This is a genomic window from Pseudomonas sp. NPDC087346 (genome assembly GCF_044744235.1).
GTDB lineage: Bacteria > Pseudomonadota > Gammaproteobacteria > Pseudomonadales > Pseudomonadaceae > Aquipseudomonas.
This window is the reverse complement of sequence record NZ_JBIUXX010000001.1, coordinates 151,113-172,884: the sequence shown is the minus strand read 5'-3', so window position 1 is coordinate 172,884 and position 21,772 is coordinate 151,113. Positions and strand designations below refer to the sequence as shown.

At 57.7% G+C, this 21,772-nt stretch carries 17 protein-coding genes; 8 read left to right on the top strand and 9 right to left on the bottom strand.

All coding sequences use genetic code 11. The annotated features are described in order from the left end of the window. The first annotated feature begins 115 nt into the window (after positions 1 to 115). From ACIOZM_RS00740 to ACIOZM_RS00730, 3 genes are all read left to right on the top strand, one after another. Complete coding sequence (locus ACIOZM_RS00740) at positions 116 to 715, top strand: TetR/AcrR family transcriptional regulator (protein ID WP_401208270.1); 600 nt, start codon at positions 116 to 118, stop codon at positions 713 to 715. Between the two features lie 54 nt (positions 716 to 769). After that, complete coding sequence (locus ACIOZM_RS00735) at positions 770 to 1,954, top strand: DUF2252 domain-containing protein (protein ID WP_401208268.1); 1,185 nt, start codon at positions 770 to 772, stop codon at positions 1,952 to 1,954. Positions 1,955 to 2,053: 99 nt separating this feature from the next. Then, entirely contained in the window at positions 2,054 to 2,713 is a 660-nt protein-coding gene (locus tag ACIOZM_RS00730; protein ID WP_401208266.1) for a dTMP kinase, read from the top strand. A gap of 44 nt (positions 2,714 to 2,757) precedes the next feature. Here ACIOZM_RS00730 and ACIOZM_RS00725 read toward each other — a convergent pair whose 3' ends face one another. The 7 genes from ACIOZM_RS00725 to ACIOZM_RS00695 all read right to left on the bottom strand — a co-directional run bounded on the left by ACIOZM_RS00725 (position 2,758) and on the right by ACIOZM_RS00695 (position 12,800). Continuing rightward, positions 2,758 to 4,056, bottom strand: a complete 1,299-nt coding sequence (locus ACIOZM_RS00725; RefSeq protein WP_401208263.1) for a carbohydrate porin — start codon at positions 4,054 to 4,056, stop codon at positions 2,758 to 2,760. A 93-nt stretch (positions 4,057 to 4,149) separates the two neighbouring features. After that, positions 4,150 to 6,555 carry a glucose/quinate/shikimate family membrane-bound PQQ-dependent dehydrogenase gene (locus ACIOZM_RS00720; protein WP_401208260.1) on the bottom strand — a complete coding sequence of 802 codons (2,406 nt, stop codon included), beginning with the start codon at positions 6,553 to 6,555 and terminating at the stop codon, positions 4,150 to 4,152. Between the two features lie 211 nt (positions 6,556 to 6,766). Then, a complete protein-coding gene (locus ACIOZM_RS00715) occupies positions 6,767 to 8,947 on the bottom strand; it encodes an ATP-binding protein (protein ID WP_401208257.1) in 2,181 nt (726 codons plus the stop codon). 175 nt (positions 8,948 to 9,122) lie between these two features. Beyond that, complete coding sequence (locus tag ACIOZM_RS00710) at positions 9,123 to 10,661, bottom strand: cryptochrome/photolyase family protein (protein WP_401208255.1); 1,539 nt, start codon at positions 10,659 to 10,661, stop codon at positions 9,123 to 9,125. Between the two features lie 40 nt (positions 10,662 to 10,701). Continuing rightward, the gene (locus tag ACIOZM_RS00705) at positions 10,702 to 11,244 is read right to left on the bottom strand and encodes a DUF3833 domain-containing protein (RefSeq protein ID WP_401208253.1); all 543 of its coding nucleotides are present in this window, start codon (positions 11,242 to 11,244) and stop codon (positions 10,702 to 10,704) included. A 315-nt stretch (positions 11,245 to 11,559) separates the two neighbouring features. Further along, on the bottom strand, positions 11,560 to 12,147 hold the full coding sequence (locus ACIOZM_RS00700) for an NADPH-dependent F420 reductase (protein ID WP_401208250.1): 588 nt from the start codon (positions 12,145 to 12,147) through the stop codon (positions 11,560 to 11,562). 44 nt (positions 12,148 to 12,191) lie between these two features. After that, on the bottom strand, positions 12,192 to 12,800 hold the full coding sequence (locus tag ACIOZM_RS00695) for an FMN-dependent NADH-azoreductase (protein WP_401208247.1): 609 nt from the start codon (positions 12,798 to 12,800) through the stop codon (positions 12,192 to 12,194). Positions 12,801 to 12,921: 121 nt separating this feature from the next. Here ACIOZM_RS00695 and ACIOZM_RS00690 point away from each other — a divergent pair, with 121 nt between their 5' ends. Together ACIOZM_RS00690 and ACIOZM_RS00685 are read left to right on the top strand one after the other, a co-directional pair. Continuing rightward, positions 12,922 to 13,821 (top strand): LysR family transcriptional regulator, encoded by a 900-nt coding sequence (locus tag ACIOZM_RS00690; protein ID WP_401208245.1) that lies wholly within the window; start codon positions 12,922 to 12,924, stop codon positions 13,819 to 13,821. A gap of 109 nt (positions 13,822 to 13,930) precedes the next feature. Further along, positions 13,931 to 14,557: a glutathione S-transferase family protein gene (locus ACIOZM_RS00685; RefSeq protein ID WP_401208243.1), complete on the top strand. Its 627-nt coding sequence runs from the start codon at positions 13,931 to 13,933 to the stop codon at positions 14,555 to 14,557. A 330-nt stretch (positions 14,558 to 14,887) separates the two neighbouring features. Here the strand turns inward: ACIOZM_RS00685 and ACIOZM_RS00680 are convergent, their stop codons facing one another. Both ACIOZM_RS00680 and ACIOZM_RS00675 read right to left on the bottom strand, forming a co-directional pair. Then, positions 14,888 to 16,021 (bottom strand): aminotransferase class V-fold PLP-dependent enzyme, encoded by a 1,134-nt coding sequence (locus ACIOZM_RS00680; RefSeq protein WP_401208240.1) that lies wholly within the window; start codon positions 16,019 to 16,021, stop codon positions 14,888 to 14,890. Positions 16,022 to 16,123: 102 nt separating this feature from the next. After that, a complete protein-coding gene (locus ACIOZM_RS00675) occupies positions 16,124 to 16,894 on the bottom strand; it encodes a class I SAM-dependent methyltransferase (RefSeq protein ID WP_401208238.1) in 771 nt (256 codons plus the stop codon). Between the two features lie 251 nt (positions 16,895 to 17,145). Here ACIOZM_RS00675 and ACIOZM_RS00670 point away from each other — a divergent pair, with 251 nt between their 5' ends. The 3 genes from ACIOZM_RS00670 to ACIOZM_RS00660 all read left to right on the top strand — a co-directional run bounded on the left by ACIOZM_RS00670 (position 17,146) and on the right by ACIOZM_RS00660 (position 21,689). Then, positions 17,146 to 18,324, top strand: coding sequence for an MFS transporter (locus ACIOZM_RS00670; RefSeq protein ID WP_401208235.1), 1,179 nt, complete (start codon positions 17,146 to 17,148; stop codon positions 18,322 to 18,324). Positions 18,325 to 18,415: 91 nt separating this feature from the next. Beyond that, positions 18,416 to 19,885 carry a carbohydrate porin gene (locus ACIOZM_RS00665; protein ID WP_401208232.1) on the top strand — a complete coding sequence of 490 codons (1,470 nt, stop codon included), beginning with the start codon at positions 18,416 to 18,418 and terminating at the stop codon, positions 19,883 to 19,885. Between the two features lie 64 nt (positions 19,886 to 19,949). After that, positions 19,950 to 21,689, top strand: a complete 1,740-nt coding sequence (locus tag ACIOZM_RS00660) for a CocE/NonD family hydrolase (protein WP_401208230.1) — start codon at positions 19,950 to 19,952, stop codon at positions 21,687 to 21,689. The last annotated feature ends 83 nt before the right edge of the window (positions 21,690 to 21,772 follow it).

Below are 21,772 nucleotides of genomic sequence, written 5' to 3'. Positions count from 1 at the left end.
ATAGTTACCAATTAGACCAGTCGTCTAGTAATTTTTTAACCTTGGTTTTTTCGAGGGCTGCTGTGGCAAACTCTCAGTCCTCCGAAATATACGACTGGTCTAGTACTTGCGCCCCATGAAACCGACCTACGACGATACCCGCCAACATTTGCTCGATACCGGCCACCGGATGATGGCCGAAAAGGGCTTCACCAGCGTTGGCCTGAACGAAATCCTGCAAACCGCTGGCGTGCCAAAAGGCTCGTTCTATCACTACTTCAAATCCAAAGAGGCTTACGGCCAGGCCTTGCTCGAAGACTACTTCGTCGGCTATCTCGCCGACATGGAGCGACGCCTGACGCTGCCGGGGCTGAGCGCCTATGAGCGGCTGATGGATTACTGGCAGGGCTGGCAAAACCGCTGCACCCTTGAGGGTCACGGCGACGAGTGTCTGGTGGTGAAATTGAGCGCCGAGGTCGCCGATCTGTCGGAGTCGATGCGCCTGACATTGCGCGATGGTGCGGAGCAAGTGGTGTCGCGTATCGCTACCTGTATCGAACAGGGCCAGGGCGACAAAACCTTGCCCCAGGTCGATGCCCGGCAAATGGCGGAAACCCTTTACCAACTCTGGTTGGGCGCGAGTTTGCTGAACAAGTTGCAGCGCACGGGGCAATCGCTGGAAACATCGATGGCGATGACCAGGCAATTACTGGGCAGCAACTCTGTAATACTTTGAAACATTTGAGCGTGGCGAGGGGTCAACAGCTCACATTCCCGATAAGAAGCTTCCATGAAAACCCCTCGGCCATCCGCACGTCTTGAACCGCTCTCGCAACTTCGCAATCTGAAAATGGCCCGATCCGCCCACGCCTATGTACGCGGCAGCACGGTGCAGTTTTATGAATGGCTGCACAGCCAGCCCGGGCGTAGCCTGCCAAAGGGGCCGGCGGTGTGGATCTGTGGCGATTGCCACGCCGGGAATCTCGGGCCGACGGGCGATTTGAAAGGGCGGATCGATATTCATATTCGGGATCTTGATCAAACCGTCATCGGCAATCCTGCGCATGATCTGGTGCGACTGGCGCTGTCGCTCGCCACGGCGGCCCGGGGCTCTGACTTACCCGGCGTGGCGACTGCCCGAATGCTTGAGGAGATGATGCGCGGCTACGAGCAAGCGTTTGAAGGCGATCTTGACGAAGAGCCGTCCCGACCGGCCCAAGTCAAAGCCGGCATGCGCAGTGCGGTACGGCGCACCTGGAAGCATTTGGCTGAAGAGCGCATTGAGAACACCAAACCGACCATCCCACTGGGCAAACAATTCTGGGCGCTGTCGCGCGACGAGCGCGCAGCACTGAAGACGCTTTGCGCCACGCCGGAAATCCATACGCTGGTGACTTCATTGAAGGGCCGGTCAAAAGACGATCGAGTGAAAATGCTTGATTCGGCGTATTGGGTCAAAGGCTGCAGTTCGCTTGGATTACAGCGTTATGCCGTACTTCTGGGCGTGGGTGATGGCGACGATCAGGAATATTGCCTGCTCGATATCAAGGAAGCCGTGGGTGCCGCCGCACCGCGCGCAGCCAGAGCCGCGATGCCTCGAGACAACGGTAAACGGGTGGTGGAGGGAGCGCGTTTTCTCTCACCGGGCCTGGGCAACCGGATGATTGCAACCCGAATGCTCGATCACGGTTTTTTTGTTCGCGAGTTGCTGCCACAAGACATGAAACTGGAACTGGATCAATTGAGCCAACGCGACGCGATGCTGGCGGCCGGATACCTGGCGCGGGTTGTCGGGCATGCCCATGCGCGGCAGATGGATTTGTCCACGCGAGCAGAATGGATTGGCGAGTTGCAAACGCGCCGGTCGAAGACACTCGACGCACCGTCCTGGCTTTGGACGAGTGTCGTGCAGTTGGTCGGTAACCATGAACGAGGCTATCTGGAGCACTGTCGCCGGTATGCGTTGCAGCACTGAGCCGAGCGGCTCGGTAAATCAGGTTAAAGTGTCCATCAATGGCTGTTCATTCGAGTGGAGGAACAGCCGCAAAACCATCTATCTATCATTAAGTGAAGAATGAATCGTCCGCTGTTTGTTTCACTGGATGGGCCCAAGGGAACCGGCAAAACCACGCTGTTGGAAGCCGTCACCAAAGCACTAAGGGCCGACAACAAAAAGGTGATTCGCCTTTGCGAGAAAAAAAGCGATCCCTTCAGGGGTGAAACCATGGCCCTGGTCAACAAACTTGCGAGAAATCCTGATCGGGATCTTGAGCTGGAAGTTTGCGGGCGCTTTGCGGATAGTCGCACCTGGATTTCCGAACATGTGCTGACCAGACAGCCATCCGACAGCATCATCCTCATCGATCGCTGGTACCCCTCTGAAGCCGCGTTTCGCCGGTTAGTGCCGTTTGCAGAAATCCTGCAGTTGAACCTCGATCGAAACGTGCGAGTACCGGACCTGCATGTCGGGGTGGTCACCGATCCGGAGATTTCATGGGCGAGGGCAGCGGCTCGCCAGCGCGGGCTGAGCAGCACGGTGATCCATCAACTGGAAGAGCACGTCGCTTGTACCCAGGCGTTCGAACGAGCGGTTGCCGAACACGCCTGGGTTTTATGCCGTAACGAAGGTACGGTCGAAGACGCCACAATGCAGGTGGTTGCAGAGATTTATCGCGTCCTTGAATGCCCTCAGGCGAAATTGAACCCGTTACTCGACATGACCCACCCGCTCTAAAAAATGAACCGGGCAGGTCATGCTGATACTGACTTTCGTCAGCGTCAGAGCGATGCTTTTACTTGCAATCCCACCACCAGCGCATTGTCGATGTCCTGCCCGGAAAACGCTCCCGGTTCGATGATGTATTGCAGGTTCGGCCGCAAGGTCAGCCATGGCGTGGCTTGATAGCCGTAGCCGAGTTCGATCAATTGTTCGGCGCTGTCCAGATTGGAAAGCGGCGTGCCATTGGCCAGCGCCGCATCTTGCTGCACATCGCGACTGCGTGGGTTGGGCACGGCGCGGCCGTAGCCCAACGCAAGGGTGTCGCGTGGACGACCTTCGAACGGTTTATACAAAACCACGCCAGTGCCGTACCACTTGGTGAATGGCGAAGCCGCCTCACTGGCAGCCGAGTATTGGCCGAAGGCGTGCAGGCTGCGGCCCTCGGAAGTCGCAGAGCTCCAGACGGCCTGATCGATCAGCAGATAATGGCCGCCGCGACCTGACACGTCTTTGTCGCTGCCGATGCGTTTTACGTCGGAGCTGTCGTAGTAGTAACCGAGCTTGTATTCGCCCGGCAGGGTGCCCGCGTGCTTGTACACCAACTCGATTGGCACCACGGTGCCGGTCGTGTGTTTGGGGTCCAGGTGCCAGGCGCGGCTGGAGTTGCCGTTGCTTTCCGGATCAACGTTGAACGCGGCCACGCGCAATTGCCAGGCTGACGACAGGTCGTATTTCACCCGCACACCCAACCGCGCATTGGGGTAGTTGGTCCAGCCGCTGCCGCCGGACATGTTCAGCGGATGCCCGCAGAAACCGGCGTTCATGAAGTTGCAGAGGATGCCGCTGTCGAGGCCACCGAGGTCGTTGCCCATGGCCATGTAACCGAGTTTGACGTTCAGCGCCGGGGTGAACAGCGTGCGCTCGTAACTCAGTTCGGTCAGGCGGGTGTAGAGACCACCGTAGTTTTCCTGAATCGGCAGACGGTTGCCGACCAGATCGTCTGAGGCGCTATTGCCGCGACGGTCGTTGATCGTCAGCTGAATCTTGCCTGCGTTGTCCACGCCATACAGTTTGCTCAGGTCGAATTGCGCTCCGAGCTTGATGTTTTGCGAGTAACGGGTCGAACGGTGCAAGCCGCCGTCGGCGTTGTAGGCGGTTTCACCGCTGTAGTCACCAGTGAACTTGATACCGTCGTCATCAAGTTGATGGCGCAGTCCGCCCCAATCGCCGGTCAGGGTGTTGCGGGTGAACAGGTTTGAATCCGAATCGGCAAGGGCGGGCAGGGCAGTGCTGCAAGTGAGACCGAACAGCACACCGGTAATCACGCCAGAGTGAGAAATGCGAACAGCCAATGACATGTGAATCTTCCTGCTGAAATCTTGAGCGAGACACAGAAAACGGCGCGGCACCCGAAGGTGCCGCGCACAACTGCAATGAAGGGATGAAGCGGCTTACGGCAAGGCGTAAGCCATCACGTAGTCGCCGCGATCCGTCGACTGACGGGCGCCACCGGCGGTGATAACGACGTATTGCTTGCCGGTTTTCGGCGACACATAAGTCATCGGACCGCCCTGACTGCCGACCGGCAGACGTGCTTTCCAGATCTCTTCACCGTTGCCGCTGTTGAACGCGCGCAGGTAGAAGTCCTGAGTCCCGGCGATAAAGATCAAGCCACCTTGCGTCGACAGCGTACCGCCGAGGGTTGGCAGGCCGATCTTGATCGGCAGGTGCATGCGAATGCCCAGCGGACCGGTGTCTTCAACAGTGCCGACCGGAACCTGCCAGGCGACTTTCTGCGTCTTCATGTCGATGGCGGTCAGTGTGCCGAACGGTGGCGCCTGGCACGGAATGCCGGCCACCGACAGGAAGCGGTTTTTGTTCACGGCGTAAGGCGTGCCTTTCAGTGGAACGGCGCCCATACCGGTGTTCAGTGATTCGCCACCGGAAGCCGCCTGAGCTTTGTTTTGCGACGGGATCATTTGAATCCACAAGCCCAGACGCATGTCGTTGACGAAGATAAAACCGTGCACAGGGTCAGTGGAAATGCTGCCCCAGTTCATGCCGCCCAGCGAACCCGGGAAGCTCAACGATTTGTCGGTGCCCGGCGCGGTGTAGAGGCCGTCGTAGCGCATTCCTTTGAAGTCGATGCGGCACAGCAACTGGTCGTAAGGGGTTGCGCCCCACATGTCGGATTCGGTCAGGTGCTGAGCACCGATCTGCGGCATGCCCAGCGATTTCGGCTGGGTTGGCGAATACGGTTCGTTAGGAATGTTCGCCGCTTTGACCGGTACTTCTTTAACCTCGGTCAGCGGTTTGCCGGTGGCACGATCGAGCACGTAAATCTGCCCGGCCTTGGTACCGATGACCAGCGCCGGAACGCTTTTGCCGTCCTTGGTGAAGTCGATCAGGCTCGGCTGCATCGGCAGGTCGAAGTCCCAGAGATCGTTGTGAACGGTCTGGAATACCCAGCGTTCTTCGCCGCTGGTGGCGTCCAGCGCCAGGATCGAGGCGCCGTAGGTGTGATCGAGTTTGCTGCGCTCGACACCATAAATGTCGGTGGACGAGCTGCCCATCGGCAGGAATACGGTGTTGGTCGCCGGGTCATAGGACATTGGTGCCCAGCTGTTCGGCGTGCTGCGCACGTAGGTGCTGCCATCGGCTGGTGCATTGCGATCCTGCGGGTTGCCCGGGTCGAAAGCCCAACGCATGGTGCCGGTGATCACGTCGAAACCGCGAATCACGCCGCCCGGCATGTCGGTCTGAACGTTGTCGGCTACGCGACCGCCAACCACCACCGTCGTACCGGCCATCAACGGCGCGGAAGACAATTGGTAGTAGCTGTCCGGGACGTTACCCAAACCGGCTTTCAGATCGACCTGACCGTTGTTGCCGAAACCCTGGCAGAACTCGCCGGTGTCAGCATCGACCGCAATCAGACGCGCGTCGATGGTGTTGGTCAGCAAACGGCGCTCGCAATTGGCTGCCGGCGCAGGTTTGGCTTCGATAATGGATGAGTTGCTCGGCTGAGCGATGCTTTTCGTAGCGTCGAAATAGGCCATGCCACGGCAACGCTGCCAGACTTTCGACTGGGCATTGATCGAGTTTTTCCAGAGTTCCTTGCCGGTGTCGGCATCCAGTGCGATCAGGTTGTTGTGCGGGGTACAGATGAATACTTTGTTGCCGATTTGCAGCGGGGTGAGCTGGTCTTCGGCGCCGTTGCCATCGCTTTCCGCGACGTCACCGGTGTGATACGTCCACGCGACTTTCAACTTGTCGACGTTGCTGCGATTGATCTGATCCAGCGCAGCGAAGCGGCTGCCACCTTCGGTATTGCCGTAGTGGGCCCAGTCTTTTTGCGCATCGGCCGGCTCGACCGGCGTCAAGCCAGGACCGGTACCCGTTGCAGCAACGGTCGGGTGGGCGACAAACATGTTGCCGGCCGCGACGGCCAAGCCAACCGCCAACACCGCAGCAACGCCGTAAGCACCACGGCCAGGCACGCCACCGCTGGCACGCTTGAGCAACGGATAGACCAGCGTCACCGCCAGGCCAACCGCACTGAACATGAAAAGACGCGAGAACACCGGCCAGAAGACCAAACCTGCATCGCTCACCGCCCAAATCGCCGTGCCTACCAGGAACGCGGCGAACAACCACGCACCGGCCGGCTTGTAGCGAGCAATCAGCAGACCGGAAACGGCCATCACCAGCCCACCGACCAGGAAGTACCACGACCCTCCCAGGCTGACCAATTTCACGCCGCCAGCAGCAAGCGCCAAGCCGAGCAGGGCGATGATCACGCCCAGTCCGACCAGAATGAATCTTGATATGCCCGAGAGGCGTTGACTCTGCTTCACGTTGAATGTCCCGTTGAAATGAGGGAGGCATTATATAGTTAGGTAACTACCTAGTTAAATCACTAATTCAGATTGAAGCTTAGACCTTTGCTCAATCACCCGTTTCAAGGGGGAGGAGAGCTGTTCCAAGCCTTGGAAGGCATTTCGAAACGGTGGTAAAAAGCGCTTTTTTGTCAGGAAAAATGTGATTTTTGACAGCTCTCTATTCAAATCATTCCGACAAAAGGTCACTGACCCGCGCCACCAGCGTATCGACGGCAAAGGGCTTGGTCAGCACTTGCATGTCAGGGCCAAGCTGACCGGCACCAATTACCGCGTTTTCCGCATACCCGGTAATGAACAGTGTCTTTAGATTCTGGCGGATTTCCCGGCCCGCATCGGCCAGTTGTCGACCGTTCATACCGCCCGGCAAACCGACGTCGGTAATCAGCAGATCGATGTGTACGTCCGATCGCAATAACTTCAGCCCGACCAGGCTGTCGGCCGCCTCAATCAAGGTGTAGCCGAGATCGCCGAGTACGTCGGTCAACAACGCACGCACCGTGGGTTCGTCGTCCACCACCAGAATCGTTTCGCCAGTCTTGGGCAATGCTGCCGGTACCATGTGACGGTCATCGTAATTCTGCACGGGTTCGCCATGGTAACGAGGCAGGTAGATGCACATCTCGGTGCCCCGGCCGACCTGCGAATGCACGCGCACCTGGCCGCCGGACTGCTGGGCGAAACCGTAGATCATCGACAGCCCCAGCCCCGTGCCCTGACCCAGCGGCTTGGTAGTAAAGAACGGGTCGAAGGCCTTGGAGATGACATCGGCTGTCATGCCGGTGCCGGTATCAGTCACGCACAGACACAGGTATTGGCCTTCGGGCATGTCCAAGGCGCGGGCAGTCTCGGAGTCCAGCGTACGGTTGGCTGTCTCGATGGTGATGCGTCCGCCGTCGGGCATTGCGTCGCGAGCGTTGATGCACAGATTGAGCAGGGCATTCTCCAACTGGCTGGCATCGACCAGCGTTGGCCAGAGTCCGGGCGCGCCGAGCGTTTCGAGGAGAATGCTGGGGCCGACCGTACGCTGGATCAGTTCGATCATGCCGGTCATCAGCGTGTTGACATCGGTGGGTCTTGGATCGAGGGTCTGGCGCCTGGAGAACGCCAGAAGGCGATGGGTCAAGGCTGCTGCACGCTTGACCGCGCCCTGTGCGGTCACCATGTACTTGTCGACCTCATTCAAACGGCCCTGGCTGATACGTGCACCCATCAACTCCAGGGCGCCGGAAATGCCGGCCAAAAGATTGTTGAAGTCATGCGCGAGGCCGCCGGTCAACTGTCCGACGGCCTCCATCTTCTGCGACTGACGCAGTTTTTCCTCGGCTTGCATCAACTCCGCAGTACGCGATGACACCCGCTGCTCCAGCGTATCGTTGAGTGCGCGCAACGCGGCGATGGCCCGGTCACGCTCCGCTTCGACATTGCGCCGCTCCTCGACATCGATCAGTACGCCGGGGAAGCGCAGCGGGGTTCTATCATCAGCGCATTCAACACGTCCGTTGGCCTCGATCCACTGGTATTTACCGTCCGCACGGCGAACACGGTACTGGTGGGAGTAGGCGCCACCGCGGCCAATGGCTTCGTTGATCGCCGTGGTCAACCCGTCCTGGTCGTCGGGATGCACGGTCACCATCACTTGTTCAAGGCTGAGTCCTTCGCGGCCCAGCGCCGGATCTAGGTCGAACACCCGAGCGAACGCTTCGTCGACGGCAAAACGGTTGGTGGGCAGGTCCCAGTGCCAGGTGCCGATAATGGCGCCGGCTGCGAGCGCCAGTTGCACACGCTCGACGTTTTCTCGCGCAACCGCTTCGCTGGCACGCAAGCGCTCCTGGGCGTCGCGCCGCTCGGTGACGTCGTTGAACAGGATCGCAATCTGCCGGTCGACCGGGTCCCCGACACGCACCGCTCGGACGTCGAACCAGCGCTCAAAGGTATTGGCGTAATTTTCGAAGTTCGCCGGTTCCCCGGTCTTGGCCACGTGGCCGTAGGTTTCGAACCAGAAGCTTTCCAGATTGGGCGCGAACTCGGTCACCCATTTGCCGCGCAAGTTGACCCCGCACTGGCGTTCGAACGCCGGGTTGGCTTCGACGAAGTAGTAGTCGACAGGTTTATCGTCGGCGTCGAATTTGACTTTGACGATGGCAAACGCCGATTCGATGGTTTCCAGAATGGTGCTGAAGCGTGCCTCACTACGCGCGAGCGCGGCTCGACTGGCATGCAGTTGCGCCGCCATGTCTCGCTCAGCGTCAACGTCCTGCGCGTCGATCGGAGTGCTCTGAAGCGCCGCCTGCAATCGCCTTACCTCTGATTCAAGCGCTTCGCGACTAAGGTGTTTGAGGGTATCCATGTGACCTGCTTTGTTGGATTTTTCAGGTTCTGGCTTTATAGAGCAGCAAGCAGGCACAGCAGGAGCAGTGCAAGTTGCGCTCGTAGGCTACTCGACCATCGTTCATCCGTTGACAGGCCGCGTCGTAGTTAAGTTGCACCGCCGCCGCACGACCGTTCCACACGAGCGTTCATTTTCAAACCGACTCGCCGTTATCGAGGCGGGCCAACAGGTTCTGCCCGCGTTGCCACAGCGCTTGCTGCTTGGCGTGCGGCATGCGGTCGAGGTTCTTGTACATCATCGCCATGCGCTGATTGCCGCGCAGCAGATCACCGTGACGCATCAGAAAATGCCAGTACAACGAATTGAATGGGCAGGCATTGTCCGTCGTACTTTCGCTGACCTTGTAGGCGCAGCCACGGCAGTAGTCGGACATGCGATTGATGTATTGGCCACTGGCGCAATAGGGCTTTGAACCGAGATAACCGCCGTCGGCGTGCATGACCATGCCCAGAGTGTTGGGCAACTCGACCCAGTCGAAGGCGTCCATGTAGATCGCCAGATACCACTCACAGATCTGGCTCGGTGCGATGCCGGCGAGCAGGGCAAAATTACCGGTGATCATCAGCCGCTGAATATGGTGCGCGTAAGCGTGCTGCAAACTTTGCCCGATGGCCTGGCGCATGCAGTTCATCTGCGTAGCGCCCGTCCAGTAGAACTCGGGCAGTGGCCGACTGTTGCCGAATGAATTGCCCAATGCGTAGTCCGGCATTTTCAGCCAGTAAACACCTCGCACATATTCACGCCAGCCGATCAGTTGGCGAATGAATCCTTCAGCAGCATTTAGCGCAATCCTTCCGGACCAATAAGCCGACTCCACGTCGCTGCACAGCTGCCGCAAATCCAGCAGACCAATGTTCAGCGCGGCGCTGATGCGCGCATGAAACAGGAACGGTTCATCACTGGCCATGGCGTCCTGATAGTCGCCGAATCCTGCAAGGCCATAATCCAGAAAATACTCCCATAGCGCCTGCGCGTCGGCGTGGGTGACCGGGTAGTTGAAGTCGTCGAGCGCGCCGTAATGATGGCTGAATCGCGTCTTCACCAACGCAAGCACTTCACGAGTGATGGCGTCGTTGCTGAAGCGGGCCGGGTAGGGGGCTTTGACCCCTTTGGGCAGTGCCTTGCGATTCTCCGCATCGTAATTCCACGCGCCGCCCACCGGTGTGCCGTCGCCATTGAGTAGCAACCGACTTTTGCGCCGCATCTCGCGGTAGAAGAACTCCATGCGCAGCTGTTTTTTGCCAGCCGCCCATGCGACGAACTCTGTGCGACTGCAAAGAAAGCGTGTGTCGACGTGCCAGTGGATGGGCAAACCACAGTCACTGATCGCCTGCTCCAGCCGCCAGTCCCCGCACTCGGTGACGTGCACCTCCTCGGCAGACAACCTCGATTGCCAGCGGTGTAATTCCCCCGGCACCGAGCCGCTGTTGTGCTGGTCATCCAGAGTGACGTACTCGACGCGCCACCCCCGGTCTTGCAGGGCTTTGGCGAAATGGCGCATGGCACTGAAGATCAGGGCGATCTTTTGCGGATGGTGGGGCACATGGCTGGCTTCCTCCATGACCTCGACCAGCAACACGGTGTCGCGCTCGGCATCGAGCGCCTGCAATGAAGCGAGGTCGAAGGAAAGCTGGTCGCCCAGCACCAGGCACAACCGACGGTTCTTGTTCATTCAATGCGGTCTGAAGGATAGGGCGGGGTGAGCGAGCTGTTCACTGGTTTTCTCCCGCGCCTTGGCGACGGAAGAACAAGGTCACCTGGCCGACTTCAACACCCAGCTTGGACATGCTGGTGCGGTTGATCAACGTGTCCTCGTCCATCTGGTACATCCAGTCGTCCATGCTCATTTCATAGGTTGAACCGTCAACCGGAAGATTCAGGCGATAACGCCAGTGCAGCGCATTGCCAGCGACCTGTCCCTTGGCAACACCCACCACATCATCCGCGCGACCGCTCCAGCGTCCCTGACCCTCGGGCGTCAGGGTCCAGACGCGGCGTTGGCGAGTACCGTCGCTGTACAGGAAGCGCTCATCGAGAATCAGGTTATTACCTTCACGCCGGCTGACGATGTTGACCTCGAAGCGCTTGGCCACTTCCCCGGAGCGCTTCTGAAACATGCCCCAGGCTTTGACGGGCTTGCTGAAAAAGCGCTCCAGATCTAATGCTGGTTGCTGATCCGCATAGTGGGTGACATCCACGCTGCCACAGCTCGCAACACTGAGTAGCAGAACCAGCAAAAGCACGAGTCGGGTCATTGCCTTTCTCCCTGATTGCACAGGTGTGAGGGGGGACAGATGGGAAATATTTTCTTGTACGGGTGGATTTGTTTGTACAGATTTACAGTGCCTGCCGAAGGTCAGAAATCAACTTCGCCGACCGATCTCAGGTGCGATCCATTCGCCAATTGTTGTACCGATGAAAGAATCCTGTATAGGTTTTATTCAAAATAGGCTGAAAAAAACCACCTGACAATGAGTCAGCAATGTTTTTGTGTGGAAACGAGGGCGTCTTGTTGTATCGATAAAAAAACCGCCCGAATTGGGCGGTCTGCTTTTGGTTCAGCCGTCTGACTATTGATGTTTGACGATGTTTTGAAGAATCAGCGGACCGCCCAATCCCAACAGTTTGCCGCCTTCATCGATCGTACCAAGCGATATCGGGGCGAAGCCCAACTGATCGACCAGTTTAGTAATGATCGTGTTGGCATCTTGATCTCGGCCCCATACAAACATCACTCGCCGTCCGCCATCCTGCACAGGGTCTTTGGCTAGCAGTGCCGCGGGCAGTTGATTGAAGGTTTTAACCACCTTGGCGCCTGCGAACGCGCTGGCGACGACATCAGTCGAGGCTCGGCCGCCCAGCTCTTCAAGTGGCACACCATAAGTATTCATCGCATCGATGACGATTTTATCGTTCCAGTTTGCGATCTTCCCTGCGATATCCCGATGAGCGCTGAAAGGGATGGCCAGAATCACAATGTCGGCGCTGAATGCCTCTTCAAGGGACTGCGCAACGATGCTGTCGCCCAGTTCGTTGGTGAGGGCTGCAAGGCTGAGTGGGCCTCGGGTGTTGGCAATCCCGACAGGAATGCCGTTTCGAGCAAATTGGCGGGCGAGGGCGCTGCCCACTTTGCCGGAACCAATGATGGAGTAAGTCATTTTGTACACCTCAAGAGCGATGAAAGTTTAAGGACAGTTCGTGATCACGCATTGATGGCAGCAATGTCTTCAAGTGCTTGATTGATCGCTGCATCCTTGGCCTGCGCACTAATGGCCAAGCCTTCAGCACGGATTACCGTCGGATGCTTGATGCCGAGGAAACCCAGCAGGCCGATCAGATAGCTTTCCTGATGCTCCAGAGGGGCAGCGGGATTTCCCGGTGAATACAGGCCACCGCGAGAGGAGGCGATGTAGGCCTGCTTGTTTTTCAGCAAGCCTTCAGGGCCATTGGCGGTGTAGTGAAAGGTTTTGCCGACCAGCGCGATGCGGTCGATCCAAGCCTTGAGTGGGGTGGGGATCGTGAGGTTGTACATTGGCGTACCGATGACAACGATCTGCGACTCCTGCAGTTCTTCCAGATAAGCGCTGCCCTTGAAGAGATCCTCCGTCAGCAAACCGGCTTTGGCTCCGGCGCCTTGCCAGGCCGCTAAATGTTCACTGGAAAGGTGCAAGGCGGGATCGCGGGCGAGATCCCGGTAGACCACGGTACTTCCAGGGTGCAGATCCACCAGGCGCGCGACGATGTTGGAAGACAGGATGCGGCTGACAGAAGCTGCCCCCAAAATGCTGGAATCGAGATGGAGAATTTGCATGGTTAAGTCACCTTGTCGTGTGGATTAAAGCGTCCAAGAGAAGATGAGCTTCTTCGGTACATCTGAAAAGACGGTATATTGAGATAGGCAGTATCTATATTTGAGATGGAATGGAGGCGCAATGCTCGACGGCGTATCACTTGATCAGCTCAGAACCTTCATCGCCGCGGTGGACGAAGGTAGCTTTTCGGCGGCGGCCAGAAAACTCAACAGAGTGCAGTCGGCGGTGAGTGGCTGGGTCAGCGGTCTGGAGGATCAGATCGGCGTCGTGCTGTTCGACCGCTCCGGACGTTTCCCGAAACTGACGCCGCAAGGAGCACTGTTGCTCACGGATGCGCGCAACATCGTCTCTGGCGTGGACACCCTGAAGGCGCGCGCCAAGCTCATGGCTTCCGGGCTTGAGCCGGAATTGTCGGTGGTGGTGGATGTGTTCTTTCCCACCTCGGCGATTACGGCGGTGGTCAAAGAGTTTGCCGAGCGCTTCCCGCTGACGCGTCTGAAAATATTCGTCGAAGGCCTCGGCGCTGGCTATCAGCCGATATTGGATGGCCGATGCAGTCTGGGCATCCTTGCATCGCTGCCCATCAATTTCCCAACCTTATCCAGCGAGCGCATCGCAGACTTTTCGCTGGTGATGGTCGCCGCCATCGATCATCCGCTGTCGCGGTTGAGCGGGAAGATTCCCAAGCGGGAATTGGCCAGACACATTCAACTGGTACTGACTGATCGCTCGGAAATGTTGGCAGGCCAAGACTATGGTGTGATGTCGCCACTGACCTGGCGCTTGGCCGACCTCTCGACCAAATACGCTTTTCTCAAGGATGGCGTGGGGTGGGGCAGTATGCCGTTGCATATGGTCAAGCATGACTTAGCGGCGGGCACCTTGGTAATGCTGGACGTTGAGAGCATTCCCAGGGAGGGGTTCAAGATCGATATTTCTGCGGTTCACGCGACCAGCACGTTGCCCGGGCCAGCCGGGCGGTGGTTGATTGATCGGATAAAAATCACGCCGATTGGCTGATGCTCCTGCTTCAATGAATTAACCAGAGATGCGTGCCCCCTCAAGCACGGCAAGAACCCCGCAAGGGTTCGGGCACTAGGGGACAAGCCACTAAATACCGAGACCTATCATGATCAGACTTCATCACCTCAACGCTTCACGCTCCCTGCGTATCCTCTGGCTACTGGAAGAGATCGGTCAGCCTTACACGCTGATTCGTTATCAGCGTGATCCGGCCACACACCTCGCGCCCGACTCACTCAAAGACATCCACCCGCTAGGGAAGTCGCCAGTGATTGAGTTCGAGGGCCAGGTGCTGGTTGAGTCGGGGGCTATGGTTGAATACCTGATCCGCCGTTTCGCACCGGAACTGGAGCCTGCGTTCAGTTCGCCGGATTATCTTCAATACCTGCAATGGATTCACTTTGCGGAAAGCTCGGCCATGGTGCCGGTGCTGCTCAAGATATTCACCCAGATCGAGGCCAATGCCGGGACTGAGCTGAAATTTCTCGGCGGCTACACCCAGACCGAATTTGACAAGGTGCTGGGCTTTCTTGATCGCGTGCTCGCGGACAAGACCTTTATCGTCGGTGAAAAGTTGTCTGGAGCAGACTTCATGCTCGCATTTGTCGCCATTACCGTTGTCGAGCAGTTGGGGGCAGGCGCGAAGTATCCGCATCTGGCGGCCTATCTGCAGCGTCTCACCGCGCTGGACAGCTGGAAGCGAGCGCTGAAGCTGGAACATGAGGTCGGTTAACGAGGCCAAGTCCATCGCCGCTGCACAGATGGGCGCATGCTCTACACCGAAAAACAGCGAAGGCCGTAACCCAGTGTTATGGCCTTCGCTACAGATGCACTGGACAACGTATCTGCGCTCGTTAAAGAAAAACCCGTCGCCGCGATCGCAATTGGTGCAGCTGCATTGATCTTGATAAATCGTATTTTCCGTCGCTGACCGGTTAGGAGGATGGAGCCCATGTTTTGATAGGGGTTCCAGGTTTCTGCTTCATTGCATTTGTTGCCGCAACTGAACGTGCAGGATGTGTTTCTTGAACTCTTCCGGTATGTGCTGCGGGCAAGAAAAGGCTTACTTAACGATCACCTCATCCAGCGCCTGCTCAAGCGTGCTGACCGTGCGCTCGATATTGTGCAGTTTTTCCAGCCCGAACAGCCCGATGCGAAAGGTCTGGAAGTCGGCAGATTCATCGCATTGCAATGGCACGCCGGCAGCGATCTGCAGGCCTTGGCTGGCAAATTTCTTACCGTTTTTGATGTCGGCATCATCGGTGTAGCTCACCACGACACCAGGAGCCTGAAAGCCAGCAGCGGCTACGCTTTTAAAGCCTTTACCGGTCAACATGGCGCGCACCCGATCGCCCAGAGCCTGCTGTTCGCCGCGCACCTTGTCGAAACCGTAGGCTTGCGTCTCTTTCATCACGTCGTTAAACCGCGCAAGGGAATCGCTGGGCATGGTCGCATGGTAGGCGTGTCCGCCTTGTTCGTAGGCCTGCATGATCTGCAGCCACTTTTTCAGGTCGCAGGCAAAGCTGCTGCTTTGCGTGTGCTCGATGCGTTCGATGGCCAAAGTGCTGAACATCACCAGCGCGCAGCAAGGGGAGGCGCTCCAGCCTTTCTGCGGTGCGCTGATCAGCAGGTCGACCGCGCATTTGTGCATATCAACCCAAAGCGCGCCCGAAGCGATGCAGTCCAGCACAAACAGACCACCCACCGCATGCACGGCGTCGCCGACGGCCCGCAGGTACTCGTCGGGCAGGATAATTCCGGATGAGGTTTCAACGTGGGGGGCGAAGACAATCTGCGGCTTGTGCGCCGCGATGGCTGCCAGCACTTCGTCCAACGGAGGAGGGGCATAGGCCGCCTGGTGACCGCTAACGACCGGTCGGGCTTTCAGCACCGTAGTGGCCGCCGGGATGTTGCCCATCTCAAGGATCTGGCTCCAGCGATAACTGAACCAGCCGTTGCGTATTACCAGGCATTGCTGGCCGGTCGCAAACTGTCGCGCCACCGCCTCCATGCCAAATGTGCCGCTGCCCGGTACCACTGCAACCGCCTCGGCGTTATAGACCTGTTTCAGGGTCTGGGAAATGTTCTTCATCACTGCTTGAAAGGACTGCGACATGTGGTTCAGCGAGCGGTCCGTGTAGACCACTGAGTACTCGATCAACCCCTCGGGATCGATACTGGGATATAGCTTCGACATGGCGTAACTCCTTTGGCAGAGATGTCAGTGGTATCGACCCTGCCTTAAGCGTTGGCAAATGACAAGGCCGCACAAATGGGGGTTGAATCTGAACGAATCGATTCAATCCAGACGGCGACATGAATAAGCGTGGGTCTGATAAGGGAACTCGATAGTTTCGCGCCCGCGTAGCGCCGGATGGGTCTGAATCAAATTCATTAGTTGATCAGCTACTATCTTTTTCTCTCCAGCAGGGAGTGCCGCGATGAAGCTGACTGAGAGGAAACGATCAAGGATCACAGACTTGCCGCTGCCTGAATGGGTGTAATTAAAGCAGGTCAAATCGGGCTCCGAGAAGCGGCCGTTGTTGAACGGTCGCCGCCAGTCACCGGTATGAAAACGCGGGGTATCGCCTTCGTAGGGAGTGATGATTTCAGTGATGGCGGCCACCCAGTCGACTGACTCATCGCGCACGTTCCAGATAAGTCCAAGCCGCCCGCCCGGTGTGAGTACTCGGTGAATCTCACTAAGCGCCGTTTCATTTGCAAACCAGTGAAACGCCTGAGCACAAATAAGCGCCTGCGCCGCTCCAGCCTCGAGTGGAATAGATTCGGCCATTCCTTCCAGAATCCGGGTGCCCGGCAAATGCTTGGCGAACTCGACTCGCATGGACTCAACCGGTTCGACGGCAATGACATCAACACCCATAGAGTCCAGTAAGCGAGTGAGTTTGCCGGTTCCGGAGCCTAAGTCGATAACTGTCGATCCAGGGCTGATGTTCAGCGCGTCTCTAAACCATGTTTGTACTTCGACTGGATAGTCCGGGCGCCCCTGCGTATAGGTTTTGGCGTCTGTTGAGAAACCTGCCTGAGCAGCTTTATGAACAATTGCCATTTCCAGAGACCCTCTAGGTGGATGATCGAGACACTCATTATGCAGAGTGTTTGAACATCCCCGCACTCCGTCCATCCTTTCACTTGCCATTTATCTCAACTGCTGTTGATATAAATCACGACTGGACGTAGGCTCCTGAAAAAGCCGGATACGTTACGTCGTCGACCTAAAGCTCCAGCGCGTGTGCCATTACAATAATAAGGACACAAGAGATGAAACGTTGGTCAGTACTTGTTGGGTGTTTTCTCGGAATGAGCATTGCGTCGCCGGCCATTCTGCTGATTCCGCTGGGCCTGTTCATGAAGGCGGTGACCGCCGAGTTCGCTTGGTCACGTACCGATTTTGCGATCATCATTTCTATCGCGTCGATCTGCAATGCGCTGGTGATGCCACTGGCTGGCTTCCTCGTTGACCGCTTTGGCGCGCGCCGTGTCGCGCTGGTCGGTACGGTGCTGGGATGCGGCAGCTACATGTGCCTGTCGCTTATTCACTCGCTCCCCGCGTTCGTTGCGATCACGGCGATGAGTGTGGCGTTCGGCAATCTGGCGAGTTATCCGGCCTTCCTGTTTTTGACCCAGCGCTGGTTCGATAAACACTTGGGGCTAGCCTTTGCGATCACGTCGTCGGGCCTTGCGGTCGGCACCGGCGCATTCTCGTATCTGATTTCGCAAAACATCGTATTGAACGGCTGGCGCGAGGCGTTTCTGGTGGCCGGGGCGACTGCGCTGGCGATTGGTCTGGTCAATCTCGCAGTGTTTGTTCGTGACAACAACGGGCCGATCCCGGAGGCCGAACGCCGCGCTGAAAAAAGTCAGCTTGAGGTGATCGGCATGACATTGCGGGAGGCCATGGCCACCCGTGATTTCTGGCTGTATTCGTTGGCCTTTGTACTGGTGCTGTTTGGCGTCGTGGGGGCCAGCGTGCACTTGCCGGCGATGCTCTCGGATTGGGGCGCATCCGCCAATCAGATTGCCGGCATTGTTGCGGCGGGTTCTGCCGGATCGTTGTTCGGGCGACTGTTTGGCGGTGCCTTGCTCGATCATCTGCACACCCGAACCGTGGCGGGGATTTTCCTCACCTGCCAGTTGGTTGGCTTTCTGATGCTGCTGGACGGGCTGCACTGGGCGCTGGCCGCCAGTTTCCTGATTGGCGCGACCCAGGGCGCCGAGATCGACATTCTCGGTTATCTGATTTCCCGCCGTTTTGGCAAATTGGCGTATGCGCGGATCTTTGGCAGCGCCTTTTCAGTGACTTTGCTGGGCGCCATTATCGGCCCGTTCGTGTTGGGCATGGTGTTCGATAAAAGCGGCTCGTACCGCACAGCTCTGGTGCTGTTTCCGATACTTCCGGTCGCGGCGTTTGGTTTGTTGTGCCTGTCTGCCAAGTCGCCCGGTCAACCACAGCGGGTGATCGCGCCTGAAGCCACCTAGTAAAAACAAGCAATACGGCCACGGTGCGTGCCTGCGCCGTGGCCGGCTGTAACGCTAATGACTACCTAAAATAAGAATAAAAGGAAATTGTATGCGGCCCCATCAAAACGGGACGAACCGAGTCCGTAAGCATGCGCCTGAATTTCTCCGCGTGACGCTGGCGGCACTGTTGGCAATCTGGGCGGCTCACTCTCTGAATGCTCGTGCCGAAACAAACCCAACACCGCAAAACGTTGTAGGGCAGGTTGCCCCGGAATTGAAGCAACCGGCGAAAAGCCTCGATCAGGCGGCTACCCAAAAAGCCTTGCCCGACAGCCAACTGCTGGGCCACATCATCGAACGCAAAAAGCAGTTCGCGAAGATCGATGCACTGGTTGAACACGGTCAATTGACTGAGCTGCCGCCACCGTCGGAAAGCATCCTCGGTGACGCCGGCGGCTTTCGCAGTGATCTGGCTGATCACGGCATCGGTTTCAACATGTTGAACATGACCACCTTCGCCAATAACTACCTCGATCACGACCGTCATAAACCGCAAGCTTATAGCGGTGAGCGCCCGACGTATTCCTCAAATCTCCTGGTCGGATTCACCTACGATCTGGGGCGGGTCGGTCTCGATAATGGGCAGTTTATTTTTGGCGTCGGCAGCTATTACTCCAGCTGGGATGAAGTGAATCCATCATCGAAATTCAGCTTCACGCGCATCGCCTACTACCAGAGCCTATGGGATAAAACCGTCGAATTCAAAATCGGCGTGCTTCCCAACGATCTGGAATTTATCGGCCCGTTTACCGGCGGAACCTTGGTGGGCGGCACTCAGGGTTTACAAGCGGTGATCCCGTTTCAAGTGGGTTTGAGCCACGCGCCGGTGTCCAGCCCTGCAGCCAACGTCACATTGAATTACGGCAACTTCTATAACAAATTCGGCGTTCAACGCTCTATCAGTCCTGATGGTATGGGGCCGGAAATCGACCGTCATGCTGGCGAGCTCGATCTGCACGTCGATCACGCCGGCGCGCTGTACATCGATGAGCTCGGCTACAAACGCGCGTCTGCGCCGGGTACACCGTACGCGTGGCTGCGAGCCGGTTACATCCATAACACCTCGCAATACACGCAGTTCCTCAGCAACGAGCGCAGTGATGACAACTACGCGGGCTACGTGCTGGGCGACTACCAGTTTTATCAATTCGACAGCGCCATCGCTTCCCGTGGCCTGTACGCCGGGTTTACCTGGATGACCGCGCCTGAAGATCGCAACCTGTTTGACCTGTATTACGGCTTGCGCGTGTTTGCAAAAGGGCCGTTGGACTCGCGTCCATTCGACATGGTCATGCTGGAGTACGGCTACACCAGCTACAGCGATGACGCCAACAAAAAGCTCGATACCTTTCATGTGTCCAATGCCGACGACTCGAAATCGACAACGCTCGCCTACAACATGCGCGTTGCCGCCGGCACCTATGTTCGTGCGGGGCTGAGTTACGTCGAACATCCGGCATTCAGTCCGGACGTCAAAGACGCCCTCAACCTGCAAGCCAGTTTCACGCTGTTTTTCTGAACCTTGATTGACCCAAGCACTAATTGCCCCGGTGGATACCGGCGACAGAAAAGGGAGTCTCACCATGAGTGATACGCAAAAAATCTACACACCTTCCACGCCACTGCCACCTGCCCGAACGGGCTTATTGACCGCTTTCGAGCCGGGCACGCGCACGCTGGAAAAAGGCTTTCAAATCGCCCCGCAGTTTCGCCCGATCCCCGTCGACATCGTGTTCGAGAAGGACGTCGCGGTGCAGTTGCGCGATGGTGTGACGATTTACGTCGACGTGTTCCGCCCGGCCGGTAGCGAAAAAGTGCCGGTGATTGTTGCGTGGAGTCCTTACGGCAAAGGGCAGGGCACCTCCGTCAGTGTGATGGGCGTGTTTGGTCTGGTCGGTTTGAACAACAACATCGTGTCCGGGCTGGCCAAGTTCGAAGCGCCGGATCCTGCGTATTGGTGCGCCAACGGTTACGCGATCTGCAACCCGGACATTCGCGGCTGCGTTGATTCCGAAGGCAACAGCGTGCTTTGGGACCGTCAGGACGGTCGCGATTGCCACGACCTGATCAACTGGCTCGCGGAGCAGCCGTGGTGCAGCGGCAATGTCGGCATGAGCGGCACCTCGTACCTGGCCGTTTCCCAATGGTTTACCGCTGCCGAGCAGCCTGCGGCATTAAAAGCCATCAATCCGTGGGAAGGCGTCAGTGACGTGTACCGTGACCTGGTGCTGCGTGGCGGCATGCCTGATCTCGCCTTCGCCGGGATGTTGCAGAAAGGCAGTTTCTTCGGCAAGAACCAGAAAGAAGACATCCTCGCTGAAGCCGCGCGCTACCCGCTGATGAACGAGCTGTGGGAGAACAAAATCCCCGATTTTTCGCGCATCAATGTGCCGGCGTACATCGTCGCCAGCTATTCCAACACGCTACACACCGCCGGTACGTTCCGCGGGTGGCGACGGATTGCTTCGCAGGACAAATGGCTGCGCATCCACAACACTCAAGAGTGGCCGGATTACTACGACGAAGCGAACGTCGATGACCTGCGGCGCTTCTTCGACCGTTACCTCAAAGGCCAGGCTAACGACTGGGAATCCACCCCTCGCGTGCGTTATGCCGTGCACGACTTCAAAGGCGGCGACCAGGTTAACGTCGCGGCTGAAGAGTTCCCACCTCAAGGCGCGGTATCGACCAGGTTCTACCTTGACGGTCGCTCACGCACGCTGACCTGCGAAGCACCGGCAGCCGATGTCGCGGTCTCCTATGGCGTTTCCAACAATCCGAATGCAGTCTCGTTTATCACCCGTTTCGATCAGGTCACCGAGCTGGTCGGCTACCCCAAAGCGCACCTTTGGGTAGAAGCCAAAGGCGCCGACGACATGGACCTGTTTGTGCTGGTGCAGAAACTCGATGCCTATGGCACGCCACTGCAGCAGTTCACCACGCCGAATCACAGCGCGATGATTCACGATCTCACCGATCACGGCGCGACCATTCTTCGCTACAAAGGCTCGGACGGCCGCTTGCGTGTCTCGGCGCGGCATCTGGATAAAGCGCTTTCAAGCGTAGACGTACCGGCCCACAGCTTTGATCGTGTGGAGAAGCTCGCTCCGGGCGAGATCGTCGATGTCGAGATCGACCTGTTGCCGCTCGGCATCAAGTTCTACCCCGGCGAACAGCTGCGCTTTGTCATCAGCTCGCGCAACCTGATGGGTACGATGATGCCCGGCATCGCCGAGTACACCGGCGCCAACAGCGGCGAACACGTGATCCACACCGGCGGTGAACACGCCTCCTATCTGCAACTCCCCGTCAAACTCAGTTGATCCTGGTGTGCGCCGTGCTCTTCAAAGGGCAGGGCGCACTTCACCTGTGGCGTTGAAAAGCTTGTATCGATCGCGCCATGGTT